Annotated in this window: 10 protein-coding genes; 4 read left to right on the top strand and 6 right to left on the bottom strand. The window is 74.8% G+C overall.

Going from position 1 to position 15,182, the window contains the following annotated elements; genetic code table 11:
• Positions 1–295: 295 nt before the first annotated feature.
• Positions 296–1,978 (top strand): hypothetical protein, encoded by a 1,683-nt coding sequence (locus tag WMF43_RS35155; protein WP_437671417.1) that lies wholly within the window; start codon positions 296–298, stop codon positions 1,976–1,978.
• A 191-nt stretch (positions 1,979–2,169) separates the two neighbouring features.
• Here WMF43_RS35155 and WMF43_RS35160 read toward each other — a convergent pair whose 3' ends face one another.
• The 6 genes from WMF43_RS35160 to WMF43_RS35185 form a co-directional block, all read right to left on the bottom strand.
• Positions 2,170–3,504: an aspartate kinase gene (locus tag WMF43_RS35160; RefSeq protein WP_437671418.1), complete on the bottom strand. Its 1,335-nt coding sequence runs from the start codon at positions 3,502–3,504 to the stop codon at positions 2,170–2,172.
• 134 nt (positions 3,505–3,638) lie between these two features.
• On the bottom strand, positions 3,639–6,233 hold the full coding sequence (locus tag WMF43_RS35165) for a tetratricopeptide repeat protein (protein ID WP_437671420.1): 2,595 nt from the start codon (positions 6,231–6,233) through the stop codon (positions 3,639–3,641).
• A 200-nt stretch (positions 6,234–6,433) separates the two neighbouring features.
• The gene (locus WMF43_RS35170) at positions 6,434–7,039 is read right to left on the bottom strand and encodes an MlaC/ttg2D family ABC transporter substrate-binding protein (protein ID WP_437671422.1); all 606 of its coding nucleotides are present in this window, start codon (positions 7,037–7,039) and stop codon (positions 6,434–6,436) included.
• A gap of 210 nt (positions 7,040–7,249) precedes the next feature.
• Positions 7,250–8,659: a sensor histidine kinase gene (locus tag WMF43_RS35175; RefSeq protein ID WP_437671424.1), complete on the bottom strand. Its 1,410-nt coding sequence runs from the start codon at positions 8,657–8,659 to the stop codon at positions 7,250–7,252.
• Entirely contained in the window at positions 8,656–9,873 is a 1,218-nt protein-coding gene (locus WMF43_RS35180; RefSeq protein ID WP_437671425.1) for a type II secretion system F family protein, read from the bottom strand. The genes WMF43_RS35175 and WMF43_RS35180 overlap by 4 nt, the downstream gene beginning before the upstream one ends.
• 508 nt (positions 9,874–10,381) lie before the next feature.
• Positions 10,382–11,251: a protein-L-isoaspartate O-methyltransferase family protein gene (locus tag WMF43_RS35185; protein WP_437671427.1), complete on the bottom strand. Its 870-nt coding sequence runs from the start codon at positions 11,249–11,251 to the stop codon at positions 10,382–10,384.
• A 132-nt stretch (positions 11,252–11,383) separates the two neighbouring features.
• Here WMF43_RS35185 and WMF43_RS35190 point away from each other — a divergent pair, with 132 nt between their 5' ends.
• From WMF43_RS35190 to WMF43_RS35200, 3 genes are all read left to right on the top strand, one after another.
• Positions 11,384–12,568: a serine hydrolase domain-containing protein gene (locus WMF43_RS35190; RefSeq protein ID WP_437671429.1), complete on the top strand. Its 1,185-nt coding sequence runs from the start codon at positions 11,384–11,386 to the stop codon at positions 12,566–12,568.
• A 70-nt stretch (positions 12,569–12,638) separates the two neighbouring features.
• Positions 12,639–14,651, top strand: coding sequence for an ABC1 kinase family protein (locus WMF43_RS35195; RefSeq protein WP_437671431.1), 2,013 nt, complete (start codon positions 12,639–12,641; stop codon positions 14,649–14,651).
• A gap of 8 nt (positions 14,652–14,659) precedes the next feature.
• Positions 14,660–15,181 (top strand): hypothetical protein, encoded by a 522-nt coding sequence (locus WMF43_RS35200; RefSeq protein ID WP_437671433.1) that lies wholly within the window; start codon positions 14,660–14,662, stop codon positions 15,179–15,181.
• Position 15,182 lies beyond the last annotated feature (1 nt).

Here is a 15,182-nt window from a genome sequence, read left to right on the forward strand (position 1 = left end):
AGACTGCATCCGGGTTTGCCATGAAATCGTCCGGAAACCGCTGTACGAACCTACATTTTTTTGTATATTTTATTACGCTGTAGGACGTGAACCCCTGAATGGGACAAACATTGAACAAACCATCCAGCGCCGCGAAGGCCTGCCGGCGGGTCGCCGCAGCGCGCGCGCGGCTCGGTCGAGGCCGGGAGCAGGGGCCGCTGCGCGCCGCGCCGGACGGGCTCTGGGAGGCGCCCGCGCGCGGCCGCGCGGCACCGCGCTGGGCGCCGGCGCCGCGATGGGCGCTACACTCCCGCCGATGTCAGCCTCACGAGCCAGCAGCGAGCGAACGGCGGAGCGCCGAGAGACGTGCCCGGCGCCGCAGCCCAAGACCGCCGTCGACGATGACGAGATCGAGCGCGAGGAGCACGACGAGCACGACGACAAGCTGCTCGATCTGCCGCCGCTCGCGCACCAGGAAGACGAAGAGGACGAGGAGGGCTTCGAGGACCTCCTCCAGACGCTCGACGACGCGGAGGACGGGCTCGACGACGTGACCGCGAACGATCTCGAGACGGGCATCGAGCTCGTCGCCGACGAGCGCGAGGACGGAGGGGACGATCCCGCGGAGGAGGGCGTCGACGTCGGGGCGCTCCACGAGGGGATCGAGGACGCCGAGACGGGGTCGTGGCTGAGCGAGGAGGCGAACGACGACGGCGCCGATCACGACGACCTCGACGACGGCGGCGGGGCGCACGGCGACGACGGCGGCGCGGAAGGGACCGGGGAGGATCCGTCGGACGACGTGGACGAGCGCGCGCTGCCCGCGCTCGACGCCGACCAGGAGGGGACCTACGAGGGCGAAGATCTGCTCGCGGAGCTGCCGGACGTCGCGGACGATCAGCCCCCGGTCTGGGACGCGCTGCCGTGGATCGTCGTCGAGGGGGCGGGGGCCGCGGTGCCGTGCAGCGCGCTCGCGGTGGCCGGCGGCCACGTGGTCGCCGGAGGCGCCGGCGCCGAGGTCGGGCTGGCGAGCGAGGCGGCGCCGCGCGCCGGCGGGCGCGCGCGGCGCGCGGACCGGACGGGCGGCGAGCGCGGGACCGTGCTCGTCATCGATCCGGGCGCGCTGACGGCGCGCCGCGCCGGCGTGGACACGTCGGCGTCGTCGATCGCGCTGTCCGACGGCGCGCTCCTCATCGCCACGCGCCGGGGCAACCTCCTCTTGAGCGACGACAAGGGCAAGACGGCGAGCCCGCTGGGCGCGTGGGGCTCGGCCGGCGCGCCGGTGACGCTGGCGGCGACGCCGGGGCGGCTCTGGGTGCTGTCCGGCAAGACGTTGTGGTCGCCCGCGACCGGCGCGGTCGCCGTGCCGCCGGCCGCCGGCACGGGGGCGAAGGCCGGAGCGCCGCGCCGCGACGCCGCCGCGGCGGGCGCGCTGTCGCTGTCGCCCGGGCCCGCGCTGCGCGACGGCGTCCTCCGGATGAGCGCGAGCGACGGCGTCATCGTGGCGCTCTCGAGCGCGCCGGCGGGCCCGCAGCTCGAGCGGCTGCGCGGCGACGACGAAGGGTCGCCGGCGATCGCGCTGTCGGGCGCGGCGCGCCGCGCCGCCGAGGCCGAGGACGGGCGGCTCGCGGCGACCGCCGGCGGGCGCTCGGTCGCGCTGTCCGGCGCCGGGCTGCTGTGCGTGTCGCGCGACGGGGGCGAGACGTTCCGCGTGATCGAGGGGCTGCCCGCGATCGTCGCGCTCACGTTCGCGGGGGACCACAAGGGCGCGCCGCTGCTCGCGCTCGTCGCCCGCGACGGCGAGCGCCGGGCGCAGCTGGTCCACGTGCCGGCGAACGCCGCGCCCACGCTGGTCGCCGAGATCGGAACGACCGCCCTCGGCGCGGAGGACGCGGCGCCCATCGGCGCGGCGGCGATCGCCTGGGACCCGTCGCGCGAGGTCGTGTGGGTCGCGTGCTGGGCAGGGCTCATCGCCCTGACCCGGCAGCGCAAGCACTAGAGCGGCGGTCACCTGCTTCGGATACGGGCCCATCTCGACGTTTTCGGTGCTCAGCGCACTGGAGTGCGCTTCCGCGCCGAAAACGCCGATCTGGGCCCGTCTCCTGTGCAGGTGACCGCCGCTCTGTGATCCGGGGGTAGAGGTGTTGCGGCGAGATGGGTGGGGGCTGAGGCGGGGGGCAGCGGGGCGGATCAGGGATCGACGAAGGACGCGTGGAGCAGGCGCTGCGCCGGCTCGGCCTCGGGGGCGGCGACGAGCGCGCCGAGGCGCAGCGGACCGGCGACCGTGAGCCGAGGGGTGATCCCGGCGCGGGCGAGGACGTCCGAGAAGCGGGCGAGCGGCTCGGCGGTGGCGGTGAGGCCGTCGCCGACGACGCTGACCGAGGCGAGGCCCTCGGCGAGCTCCACGGACGGCAGCAGCGCGGCGAGGCGGCGACGAGCGCCCTGCCAGTCGGGGACGTTGAGCAGCGGGATCACGAACGCGCCGCCGCCGCCGGCGAACGAGAGATCCCGGACGCCGATCCCGAGCTCGCCCGCGGCGCGGAGGAGCTCGTCGAGCTTGAGGCCGCCGTGCGCGCGCGCGAGCACGACGTTCGCCTCGGCGACGATCGCGCGCGCGCGCGGCGCCGAGCCCGGGGCGAACCTGCGGACCACGGTCTGCTTCGCGCCCGCGCCGGCGCGCGGCGCGTCGGCGCCGTCGAGCGCGTCGCCCACGTCGACCGCGTCGAAGGTCGAGCGCGCGTAGAGGGCGACGCCGGAGCGCCGCGCCCACTCGACCGCCTGCGCGCAGACGACCTTGGCGCCACACTCGGCCATCTCCTGGAGGACCGCGCAGTCGAGCTCGGGCAGGTGGCGCGCGTCCGGGACGACCCGGGGATCGGCCGAGTACACGCCGTCGACGTCGCTGTAGATCTCGCAGCGCTCCGCCCCGAGCGCGGCCGCGAGCGCGACCGCCGTGGTGTCGGAGCCGCCGCGGCCGAGCGTCGTGATCTCGCGGCGGTAGCTCATGCCCTGGTAGCCGGCGACGATCACGATGCGGCCGCGGGCGAGCTCGTCCTCGATGCGGAAGGGGCGGACCTCGATGATCCGCGCGTCGAAGTGGCGATCGTTCGTGAGGATGCCGGACTGGGAGCCCGTGAACGAGATCGCCTCGAAGCCGCGGGCCTGGATCGCGATCGAGAGGAGCGCCATCGAGACGCGCTCGCCCGTGGAGAGCAGCATGTCGAGCTCGCGCCGGGGAGGATCGGCCGCCGCGCCGGCGCCGAGGCCCGCGTTCGCCGCCTGCCGCGCGAGGGCGAGCAGGCCGTCGGTGGTCTTGCCCATCGCGCTGACCACGACCACGACGTCGTTGCCGGCGCGCCGGGCGGCGACCACGCGGTCGGCCACCTTGCCGATCCTGTCGACGTCGGCGACGGACGATCCGCCGTACTTCTGTACGAGGATCGGCCGGCCCGCCCTCGCGGGCGAGGCGACCGGCTCGCTCGGCGAGCCCTCATGCTGGACGCGGTTCGGCGGCTGCTCGGCCATGCTGCACCTCCAGGCGCTGCGCGCGCAGCGCAAGGGCTCCGGCTATCACGGGCGCGAGGAACGGGCCAAGATCGCGGCCGCGCGGCCGAAGGCCGGCAGACGTCGCCGCACGCCGGCGGCCGTCCGCCGGTCGCTCAGGGCAGCTCGGAGTGAAGCAGCATCTCGTAGAGCTCCGCCTCGGAGTCGCGCCCCTCGCGCCGCGCCCTCGCGGCGAGCCGCGCGAGCACGTCGCGGCGCCGCGGCGCGACCTCCTGCCGGGCGGCCTCGTCCCCCTCGTCCATGCGCGCCGACAGGAGGGCGAGGAGGTCGAGATCGCGGCCGAGCCGCGCGAGCACGTCGGCCAGCGCCATCGCCACGGCGTGATCGGTGGGGTCGGCGCGGAGCCGATCCGCGAGCCGGTCGGCGAGGAGCTCGTCGTCCACGCCGAACGCGCGCGGGAGAGGCACCTGCCCCTCCGCCAGCGTGACGCTGTTCGGCACGGGTGAGCCCAGATCCGTGGACGTGTCCGAGCTGGCCACCGTGTTCATGTCCTCGATCGACACCCGGCCCGGCGACGTGGGCGCCGCCGACACCGGGGTCGCGGGCGCGGCGATCGCCGACGCGGGTGTCGCCGACGCGGGCGTCGCCGACGTGGGGGTCGCGGGCGCGGGAGGAGCAGGCGCGGGCCGCGCCGACGCGACCTCCACCGACCCGGGCGGGATCGAGCGGCGGCGCGGCGCGGCGACGTGCACCTCGATCCGCTGCTCGGTCGCGTGAGGCCTCGGGGCAGGGCGCGGCGCCGCGGCGGGCGGGGGCGCGAGCTCGCTCGAGATGCGGCGGAACGCGGCGAGGAGGTGAGGATCCCGCGGCCGGAGGCGCAGCGCCAGGCCGAGGTGGCGCTGCGCCGCGAGGAGATCGCCCCGGATCCGCTCCTCGATCTCGGCGGCCTCGGCGAGCATCGCCGCGACCGCGGCAGGGCCGTCGCGCAGCGGCGCCCCCGGCGCGCGAGCAGAGCCCGCCTCCTCGGGGGCGCGCCCCTGGAGCGCGAGCTCCACCGCGTCGCGCAGCCGCCCGAGCGCGACCGAGGCGCCGCCGAGATCGCCGAGCTCAGCGCACCAGCGGCCCTCGAGCAGGCGCGCCTCCAGCGCCTCCGGGGCGCCGGGCGGGATCGCCCGCACGCGCGCGACCGCCGCCGGACGGTCGTCGACGAGCTCCGCGAGGCCGCGGCCGAGCTCCAGGTCGAGCGCGGCCGTGGGCGCCGCGCCGCGCGCGGCGAGCGCGCGCGCCCGGGCGAGGAGGTCGAGCGCGCGCCTCCCCTCCCCGGCCGCCCGCAGCGAGCGCGCGAGGCCCGCGACCACCTCCGGGCTCTCCGGGGCGTAACGGAGCGCCCGCTCGAAGAGCGCGCGCGCGTCGGCCACGTAGCCCCGCGCGAGGTACGCCTCCGCGGCCCGGCGCCAGACGGCGTGGCGCGCGTCGGCGCCGCGCGCCGCGGCCTCGAGGTGCTCGGCGTCGGCGAGCGCGCCGCGGACGTCGGCGACGTCGAGCCGCGCCTCGAGCCGCGCCCAGCGCAGCGACTCCAGCCCGGGCGCGCGCGCGACGCCGAGGTTGAGCGCGTCGAGGCGCACGTCGTGCGCGTCCGTGAGCTCCGCGGCGCGCAGCCACGCGAGCGCGGCGAGCGGGCCGAAGGGCTCCGCGTTCGCGGCGCGGGCGAACGCCGAGAAGGCGCCGTCGCGATCGCCGACCGCCGCGAGCAGCGCGCCGCCGAGGAGGCCGGCGTCGACGGCGGGCATCGCCTCGACGACCGTCGAGAGGGCGCCCTCGGCGCGATCGCCGATCACGAAGTCGATCCAGGCGAGGCGCGAGGAGATCTCGGGGTGCCGCGGGGCGCGCTCGAGCGCGGCGAGGTAGAGGCGGCGCGCGTCGTCGAGCTCGCCCGCGAGCGCGGCGCGATCCGCGTCGCCCGCGAGCTCGGCCGTCTCGAGCGCCCGCAGCGCGGCGTCGCCGAGCGCGGGGGGCGCCGCGCCCTGCGCGCCCTCGACGCGGAGGCGGCCCGCCTCGGCGACGACCGCCGACCACCCCACGCCCGCCACCGCGGGCGCCCTCGCGCCCGCCGCCGGGAGCAGCTGGCGGACGAGCCGCGCCACCGGGTCGTCCAGCACGACCGCGCCCTCCACGAGGCGCCCGTGCGCGCCCGCCATCGCCGCGAGCGCCCGGAGCGCGAGCGCGTGCGGGGGGGCGCCGAGGCCGACGCCGCGGGCGCGCTCCGGCATGAGCCTGAGCGCGCGCTCCGAGGGCGCGATCGCGACGTCGAACGCGAGCGCCGCCTCGCCGTCGCGCAGGGCGACCAGCGCGCCGGCCTCGATCGGCGCGATGAGGAGCTGCGGCGCGCCGTCGCCGAGGAAGCCGCGGAGCCGCGGCGCAGCCCAGGCGGCGAGGTCGGCCGCCTGCGCCTCGACGGCGATCCGGGCGAGCTCCCCGCGCCGGTGCCGGAACCGCGCGACGCCGCCGGAGAGATCGACCGGGAAGCGGATCCCGGCGAGCCGCACCACGAGCTCGGTCACGCGGACCGGGCCGATCGCGAACGGCTCGCCGAGCTCGATCGCCAGGGCCCCCTTGCTGACGGCCAGCCGGAGGACGGGGCGGTCGTCGGGCGGGCGCGGGGCCGCACCGCCGCCGGGCGCGAGCGCGCGCAGCGACGGCGCGAGGCCCAGCGCGCGCGCCGCGCGGCCGCGCTTCGGTCCAGCAGCCATACCGGACAAGGCTACCAACGCTGCGGCAATTCAGGCGAGTTCGCGGCAGGGAGGAGGGAGAGGCGCGGGAGCGAGCGCCGGGCGGCGCCACCCCTGCAGGCGGGCGCCGGGAGCGGCCGCGCTGCGCGGGCGCGTGATCCTGTGCGGGAAGGGCCGGTGCGGGACGGGGGATACGGAGGGGGGTCCCGGCGGTGGGCCGGTCAGACGTCGCCCTTGGCGAGCTTGTCCTTCATCTTCTGGAGGAGCGCCGGGAACCCGTCCTTCTTGATGATCTTCGTGAACTGGGCGCGGTAGCTCCCCACCAGGCTGACGCCCTCGGTCACGATGTCCCGCACGAGCCAGGTGCCCCCCTTCTGGGCGAGCTTGAAGGTGATCTCGACCGGCTCCTCGCGCGCGTTCGTCTTGGAGACCGCCTTGGTCTTGACCGTCTGGACGCCGCCGCTCTCGGTCTCGCCGAGGTACTCGATGTTGAAGTTGAGCGTCTTCTTCAGGTTGCGCTCGTACGCCTTGCGCACGAGCTGCTTGAGGAGGTCGCTGAACTGGGCCTTCTCGGCCTCGCTCCGGGCGGCCCACTCGCTGCCGAGCGAGCTCTCCGCCAGCGCCGAGTAGTCGAGCATCTCGTCGAAGATCGCGCCGATCTTCTTCTGGTCCTCGCCCCCGCCCTTCTTCAGGAGGTCGAACAGGACCGTCTGCTTGGCCTTGACGACGTCCGTCGCCGGCCCGGCGCTCGCGAGGCCCGCCTGGCCGAGCGTGAGCGCGGCCAGCGTGAACGCCGCCGCGAAGAGGTGGTTCATCCTGCGTGTCACTGTGGTTCTCCTTCTTGTGCCCGCGAGCAGCGCGCGATCCTCAGGTCGCTTTAACGCTCGCCTCATCCCTGCGCAAACGGTCTGCCAGGTCGGACGGGGACGTCCGCGGCGCGCCGCCGTCCGGTCCGTGCTCTCCACCAACGCCGCGAAAAGAGACCGGAATCCGTCAGCGCGGTCCGCCCTCCAGGGGGAGACGAGGGGAGCGGCGGGCTATTCACCGGCGCGCGCGGGATCGGGGCGGTCCGGGATCTTCACGCGGAACGCGGTGCCCTCGCCCTCGCGGCTGTCGACCTCGATCGCAAAGCCGTGGTCGTCGAGGATCCGCTTCACCACCGCGAGGCCGATGCCCATGCCGTGCGTGCGCGTCGTGAAGAACGCGTCGAAGAGGCGGTCGCGCGCGCCCGCCGGGATCCCCTTGCCCTGGTCGCGGATCTCGAGCAGCCAGGCCGCCCCGTCGCGCCAGAGGCGCACCGTCACGACGGCGCCCGCGGAGCTCGCCTGGATCGCGTTGCGCACGAGGTTCCAGACGACCTGACGCATCTGGGCGGCGTCGGCGGCCACGAGCGCGGACGACGGCCCCTCGTAGCGGACCTCGACGTCGCCGCCGCGGCCGGATCGGCCGGCGAGCACGACCACGTCGCGGGCCGTCGTCGAGAGGTCGACCTCCTCGAGCGCGGGCGCCCGCGGGCGGGACAGGTCGAGCATGTCGCCGACGAGGTCGTTCAGGCGCGCCGTCTCGCGCTCGATGATCTCGCAGAGCGCGCGGTCCTCGTCGGAGAGGGTGCCGCCCGTCCGGAGGAGCTCGATCGAGCCGGCGATCGAGCCGAGCGGGTTGCGGATCTCGTGGGCGAGGCCCGCGGCGAGGCGGCCGAGCGCCGCGAGCCGCTCGGCCTGCTCGGCGCGCGCCGTGGCCTGCACGAGCCGGCCGCCGGTCGCGCGCAGCCGCTCGGCGAGGTAACTCGCGAGGCACGTGACCACCACGATCGCCAGCAGGTTGACGAACACGGGGTAACGGAGCTCGCCCCACTGCGTGACGTACGCGCCGGCGGGCTGGTCCGGCGGCACGCCGAGCAGGCGCAGGCCGAGCGCGGCGCAGAGCATCACGTACGCGACCGCGCCCGACACCGCCGCGACGATCGCGCCGGGGAGGCCGAGGAGGATCGCGCCCGTGAGGCAGGTGAGGCCGTAGAGCGACGTCGCGCCGCTCGTGGCCCCGCCCGTGATGTACACGAGCGCGGTCCAGGTGATCTGATCCGTCACGAGCTGCGCCCGGGAGATCGCGCGGAGGGCCCGGTTCATGCGCAGGAACACGGCGTAGATCCCCGCGACGCCGTACGCGGCGGCGACGGTCACGAGCGCGACGATGCTGGAGAAGCCGCCCGGGGTGAAGCCGCCGAGGTAGACCGCGGCGGTCACGATCAGGAAGACCGTGAGCACGACGAGGCGCAGCGCGGTGAGCCAGGTGAGCCGGCTGGCGAGCGGCGCCTCGGCGCTCCCGGGCGCGCTCGCGCGGAGCGGCTCCGCGGCCAGCGCGCCCGGCGGCGAGCCCGCCTCGGCTTGCCCCAGCGCCGCGCCGGCGCCGCCGCCCAGGCCCGCCGGAGCGGCCGAGGGCGGGGTCATTCCGACTTGATCTTGCCGGCGAGGTCGAAGATCGGCAGGTACATCGAGATGAGCACGACGCCGACCATGCCGCCGACGACGACCATGAGCAGCGGCTCGAGCAGCGAGGTGAGCGCGGAGACGGCGACGTCGACCTCCTCCTCGTAGAAGTCGGCGATCTTGTTCAGCATCGTGTCGAGCGCGCCGGTCTGCTCGCCGACGGCGACCATCTGCACGACCATGCCGGGGAAGACGTTCATCTCCCCGAGCGGCTCGGCCATGTTCTTCCCCTCGGAGATCTTCTGGCGCGAGTACATGAGGCCCTCCTCGACGACGACGTTGCCGGCCGTCTTCGCGACGATGTCGAGGGCGTCGAGGATCGGCACGCCGGAGCCGAGCAGCGTGCCGAGCGTGCGCGAGAAGCGCGCGACGGCGATCTTCTGCATCACCGGGCCGAGGATCGGCAGCCTGAGGATGAGGCGGTGCACCATGCGCTTGCCGGCCGGCGAGCGGTAGAAGTACGTCCCGCCGACGACGGCGCCGATCGCGGCCACGATGATGACCGGCAGGTAGGACACGAACGCCTTCGACATCGCGATGACGATCTTCGTGAGCTGCGGGAGCGCGTCCTTGGCGCCGAACTCCGCGAACATCGTCTCGAAGGACGGGATGACGAAGGACATCAGCACGACCATGACGACGATCATGATCACGATGACCGCGATCGGGTACGCGAGCGCGCCGCGCACCTGCCGCGCGAGCTTGACGCGCTTCTCGATGTAGATCGCGAGCCGGTTCAGGATGCTGTCGAGGATGCCGCCCACCTCGCCGGCCTGGACGAGGTTCACGAAGAGGTCGTCGAAGATCTTCGGGTGGCGCCGGAGCGCGTCGCTGAACGTGGCGCCCTGCTCGACGGTGTTCTTGATGTCGCGCAGCGCGGCCTGGAAGATCTTGTTCGGCTCCTGGTTCGAGAGGATCTCGAGGCACTGGACCAGCGGGAGGCCGGCGTCGATCATCGTCGCGAACTGGCGGATGAACTTGACCAGGTCCTTCGCCTCGACGCCGGAGCCGAAACCCAGGCTCAGGCTGAACTGGGCGCCCTTCTTCTTGACCCGGGTGGGGCTGAGCTGCTGAGCGCGGAGGCGGTTCTGCACCGCGGCCTCGCTCTCGGCCTCCATGGTGCCCTTCCGGATCTCCCCGGTGCGGCCGCGCGCCTCCCAAACGAACTCCGCCATAATGCCTTCGGTCTTCTCCCTGGTTCACGGCGGGACGCGCCGACGCGCCGGGGCGGGGGCCTCCGGGAGGCCCAGGATAAAGTTCCGGGAGGGCGACGGTCAAAGAGGTGGCGCGATCGGCTACGGGGCGGAGGGGGGTGCGACGAGGGGGGCGGAAGGCGGATATGCAGAGGGAGGGCCGAGCGGCACGCGCCGGCGGGGGTCTCCGCGCGGCGGGGGCGGGCGGGCGCTGGCCATCCGCCGAGGCTGGGACGTGAGCGCTTGCGGTGAGAACACCGCCCGGCATGTCTCCCTTCGGGCCATGCCAGCTGGGACGTTTCGTCGCGCGCCACACAAGGCGCGCCTGAGACCTCGAGCCTCCTGAAGCCTTATGGCACCTCGGTCGGTGCTCGACGCGCCCGCCCGCCCCCGCCGCGCGGAGACCCCCGCCGGCGCTCACGTCGATCAGGGGGGATGCGGGAGCTTCCTTCCGGCGGGGAGGTGCGGGGGGAGACGCCGACGCGTGGAGCTAGCCGTGGCCGCGCTCCGCGACGTAACGGACCGCGCCGTGCACCTCGCGGACGAGCGCGCCGCTCCGGCACTCCACACGCAGGAGATCCTGGTGGCCCTCCCACGCGCCGACCGGGGCGACCAGCGCGCCACCCTCGGCGAGCTGGGCCTCGAGCGCGCGCGGGGGCTCCGTCAACGCGTACGTGACCGCGACCTTCCAGGGCCTCGACGACGCCTGGGCGGCCGCGAGCACACGCTCGGCGAGCGCTCGGCCGTCGCCGCAGAAGAGCGTGGCGCTCGCGCCCTCCGGGGACGGCGGGGCGACGCTGCACGAGAAGACGTCGCCGTCAGGGCCGCGATCCGGGCGCGCGCCGAGCAGGCGCGCCGAGCGATCGTGCAGGGCGGGGTCGATCTCGATCGAGGTGACGTGGCCGGTCGGGCCGAGGATGCGGCGCGCGAGCGCCGCGCCGTAGCCGGTGCCGGTGCCGAGCTCGAGGAGGTGATCGCCAGGGACGAGACGGAGCAAGCTGTACGTGAGCAGGTAGGCGTGCGGCGCGCTCACCGTCGCCTGGCCCGCACGGTCGAGCGGCAGCGGGGTGTCGTCCGCTGACGCCGCGATGTCCTCCGGCAAGACGAAGCGCTCGCGCGGCACGAGCAGGATCGCGTCCAGGTAGTGCGCCGGGAAATCGAAGCGGCGCACGAGCTCGTTCACGAGCGGCGCGCGCGCGACACGGCCGGCCTCGGCCAGCTCGAGATCCTCCGCGATCGCCGCGTCGAGCTGCGCAGGGACCGGCGCCCAGCGATCAGGCCGGCGATCGTTGTACCTCGCCGCAAGCGCGGCGAGCGCCGCGAGGGCAGAGTGGGATTCGGCGCATGCAGGGCGTGTCACGGCGGGATCCTGAAGCAGGACCGCCCGCGCCGCCCGATCTTTTCAGGGGCCGTCGCGCCTTTCGGCGAGCCCCGTCCGGGCTCGCGCTCGAGCTTGTTTGACAGGGGCACACCAACCTTTTCATCCTCGGTCATGGAATCGACCCCGATACCCCGGAGACACCTCGTCGATCTCACGCCGGTCGCGGAGCTCGTGGTCCAGGAACACCGCGCCGCCCCCTGCGCCTGTGTGGCCGCCGCCGTGCGCACCGGGGAGACCGTCCAGTACGGATTCGGGGGCGCGGGGCGCTTGTGGTTCGAGGAGAACCCGCCGGCCGGGATGCGCGGCACGAGACCGCCCGCGGCGACGGCCGACGCGATCTTCGACCTCGCGTCGGTGACGAAGCCGCTCACGGCGCTCGCGCTCGCCCGGCTCGCGCGCGCGGGCGCGCTGAGGCTCGACGAGCCCCTCGGAGAAGTGCTTCCCGAGCTCGCGGGCTCGCCCTCGGCGCGCGTGCCGATCGAGCTCCTCGCGGCGCACCGCGCGGGCCTGGAGGCCCACCGCCTGCTCTACCCCGTCGGCGACGGGGGCGAGATCGGGAGGATCGAGCTCGTCGAGGCGCTCCGCGTCTGCGCGGGCGCGCGGCGCGAGGGGTGCGCGGGCGACCCGCCGCCGGAAGGGTTCCCGCCGGTCTACAGCGACCTCGGGTACCTGCTGCTCGGCGCCGCGATCGAGCGGCGCGGCGGCGCGGCGCTCGAGGCGATCGTCGAGCGCGAGGTGACCGGGCCGCTGGGGATCGAGATCGCGCCGGCCGGGGCGCTGCGGCGCCGGGATCCGCGGTTCGACGAGCGCGTGGTGCCGACGGAGGACGTGGCGTCGCGCGGCGGCGTGATCCGCGGCGCGGTGCACGACGACAACGCGTGGGCGATCGCGCAGGACGGGATGGCCGGGCACGCGGGCCTCTTCGGGGACGCGATGTCCGTGGCGCGGCTCGGAGTCGCGCTGCTCGAGGCGCTCGCGGGCGAGCGCCCGGCGTGGCTCTCGCGGGACGAGCTGTGGCAGCTCGTCAAGCCGCGGCCGGGCGGGTCGCTGCGCGCAGGGTTCGACGGGAGGAGCGGCGAGAGGCCGAGCTCCGGGGGCCGCTTCGGGCCGCGGACGTTCGGCCACCTCGGCTTCACCGGGACGAGCCTCTGGATCGATCCGGACGCGGAGCTCGTCGGCGTGCTGCTCACGAGCCGGGTCCACCCGACGCGCGCGTCGGACGCGATCCGCCGCGCGCGGCCCGCAGCCTACGACGCCCTCGCGGACGCCATGCGCGCCTCTCCCCGTGACGCGTGATCGCCCGATGGCGCGCTGCATCGCGCCCGCGTTTTCGCGGGCCGACGCCGACCGATGCTAGGCTGCCGCGGTGTCCCACAGCGCCGCCCCTGAAGAGCTGGGCTCGTCCCCCGGACGGCTCCGCCTGGCCGCCGAGCCTGCGCGCACGCTCGACGAGCAGCGCCCCGGCGCGACCGACCGCACGCGCGGCGCCGCGTACGGCGCGGACGGCTCGCATGCGACGCCGGGCGACGCGGACGGCTCGCCTGCAGCGCTGGGCAGCGCGCCCGCGGCGCTGGGCGGCAGCGCGGACGGCTCGCCTGCAGCGCCGGGCAGCGCGGACGGCGCGCCCGCGGCGTGGGGCAGCGCGGGCGCCGCCGCGCCGCCGCCGGTGGTCGTCACGACGGGCGGGTTCGCCCGGAGCCCCGCCGCGCCGCCGCGCACGTTCCGGCAGAACGCCGCGCAGAGCGGGCGCTTCGTCCGCGCGTACTTCACGACGTTCGTCGTCATCGCGAGCTACCTCTGGTTCTTCTTCCTGCGGCGCCTCTTCGGCGACGCGTGGGCGAAGAACCGCGTCGACGACGTCCACGCGAAGAACGCCCGCCGCATCGAGCGCACCATCGTCGAGCTCCAGGGCCTCTTCATCAAGGTCGGCCAGATGCTCAGCATCATGGCGAACTTCCTCCCGGCGACGCTCCGCGCCGGGCTCGAGGGGCTCCAGGACCAGGTGCCGCCGCGCCCGTACGACGAGATCGCCGCGCGCATCGCCGAGGAGCTCGGGCGGCCGATCGAGCAGATCTTCGCGCGCTTCCACAAGGAGCCGCTCGCCAGCGCGTCGCTCGGCCAGGTCCACGAGGCGTGGCTCATGGACGGCACGCACGTGGCCGTGAAGGTGCAGCACCGCGACATCGACGAGATCGTCCGCCTCGACCTGCGCACGATCCGCCGCATCATGTCGATCGTCGCGATCTTCGTCCCCGTGCAGGGGCTCGACGCCTACCACCAGCAGATCCGCTCGATGATCCTGGAGGAGCTCGACTTCGTGCGCGAGGCGAGGAACATCACGCGCATCGCCGACAATTTCGCGAACCAGCCGGAGGTCCGGTTCCCCCGCCCCATCGAGCCCTACTGCACGCGCCGGGTGATGACGACGACGTTCGTCGAGGGGATCAAGGTGGGCGACGTCGCGGCGCTCGAAGCGCACGGCGTCGATCGCAAGGCCCTCGCCAGGAAGATCGTGCAGGTCTTCTGCCAGCAGATCTTCATCGACGGCATCTACCACGCGGATCCGCACCCCGGGAACATGCTGGTCGGGCCGGGCGGGGAGCTCATCCTGCTCGACTTCGGCGCCGTCGCCGAGCTCTCGCAGGAGATGCGCGAGGGCATCCCCGAGTTCCTCGAGGCGGTGATCCGCCGCGACACCGAGCAGATCATCAAGGCGCTCCGCAAGATGCGCTTCTTCTCGCGGCGGGACACCGTCGACGTCAGCGAGAAGGTGGTCGAGTTCTTCCACCAGCGCTTCCAGGACGAGGTGAAGCTCGAGTCCTTCAACCTGAAGGACATCAAGCTGGACCCGCAGAAGGGCATCGAGAGCCTGATCGATCTGCGGCGCATGAACATCGGCCTGAAGGAGCTCTCCGGGGCGTTCCACGTGCCGCGCGACTTCGTGCTGCTCGAGCGCACCCTCCTGCTCCTCGCCGGCGTGTGCACGCAGCTCGATCCCGACCTCAACCCGATGGACGTCGTGCGCCCCTACCTCCAGGACTTCGTCCTCGGCAACCGCGACTGGGCCCAGATCGCGCTCGAGGCCGCGAAGGACATGGGGATCAAGGCGCTGACGATCCCGGACGACCTGCGCAAGTACCTCACGCGCGCGAACCGCGGCGAGGCCGAGGTGCGGATCCGCGGCCTCGCCCAGGCCGCGTCGCTCGTCTACACGGGCGTGCGGCAGCTCATCTACGCGGCGCTCGCGATCGGCGCGGGCTTCGCGGGGCTACAGCTCTACCTCGCTGGCCACGCGGCGCTCGCGCGCTATTGCCTGTACGGCGCCGCGGCGGCAGGGGTGCTGCTCGCGGGGAGCCTCCTGTTCACGAACCGAGGGTGAAAGACGCCATGAGCTCGATCGATCTGTCGCGTTACGAGGCCGAGCTCGCGGCCGCCGAGGCCGAGGTCAAGCGGCTGCGGAAAGAGAACGCGGAGCTCGCCGACACCTACCGCGGCGATCCGGCGGAGGACGCGCGCGAGCTGCTCCGGCGCGGCGCGGCGTCGCTCGCCGCCGCGAAGGGCCGCGCGGAGGCGGCGCGCGTGGCGCTGCAGATCGCGCAGAAGACGGGCTCGCCGTACGGGCTGCTCGCGCGCGACGGGCACGTCGTGGGGGCCGTCGCCGTGGCCATCCCCGGCGGCACGCCGGGCGGCGAGCGGGCGCGGCTCATCGAGGAGGCGCTCTCGACGGAGCTCACCGCCGCGGCGCGCGAGCTCGGCGTGGTGCTCGCCGCCCCGGCGGAGCGCTACACGCGCGAGCGCCCGGGGCGCGACGCGGAGGGGCGCACCGTGCTCGACGTCGCCGGGCGCGTGGAGGGCGACGTGCTGATGCCCGCCGTCTCCAAGGCGGCCAAGAACACGCGCGGGGGCTGAC

This window comes from Sorangium sp. So ce131 (assembly GCF_051519095.1).
GTDB lineage: Bacteria > Myxococcota_A > Polyangia > Polyangiales > Polyangiaceae > Sorangium.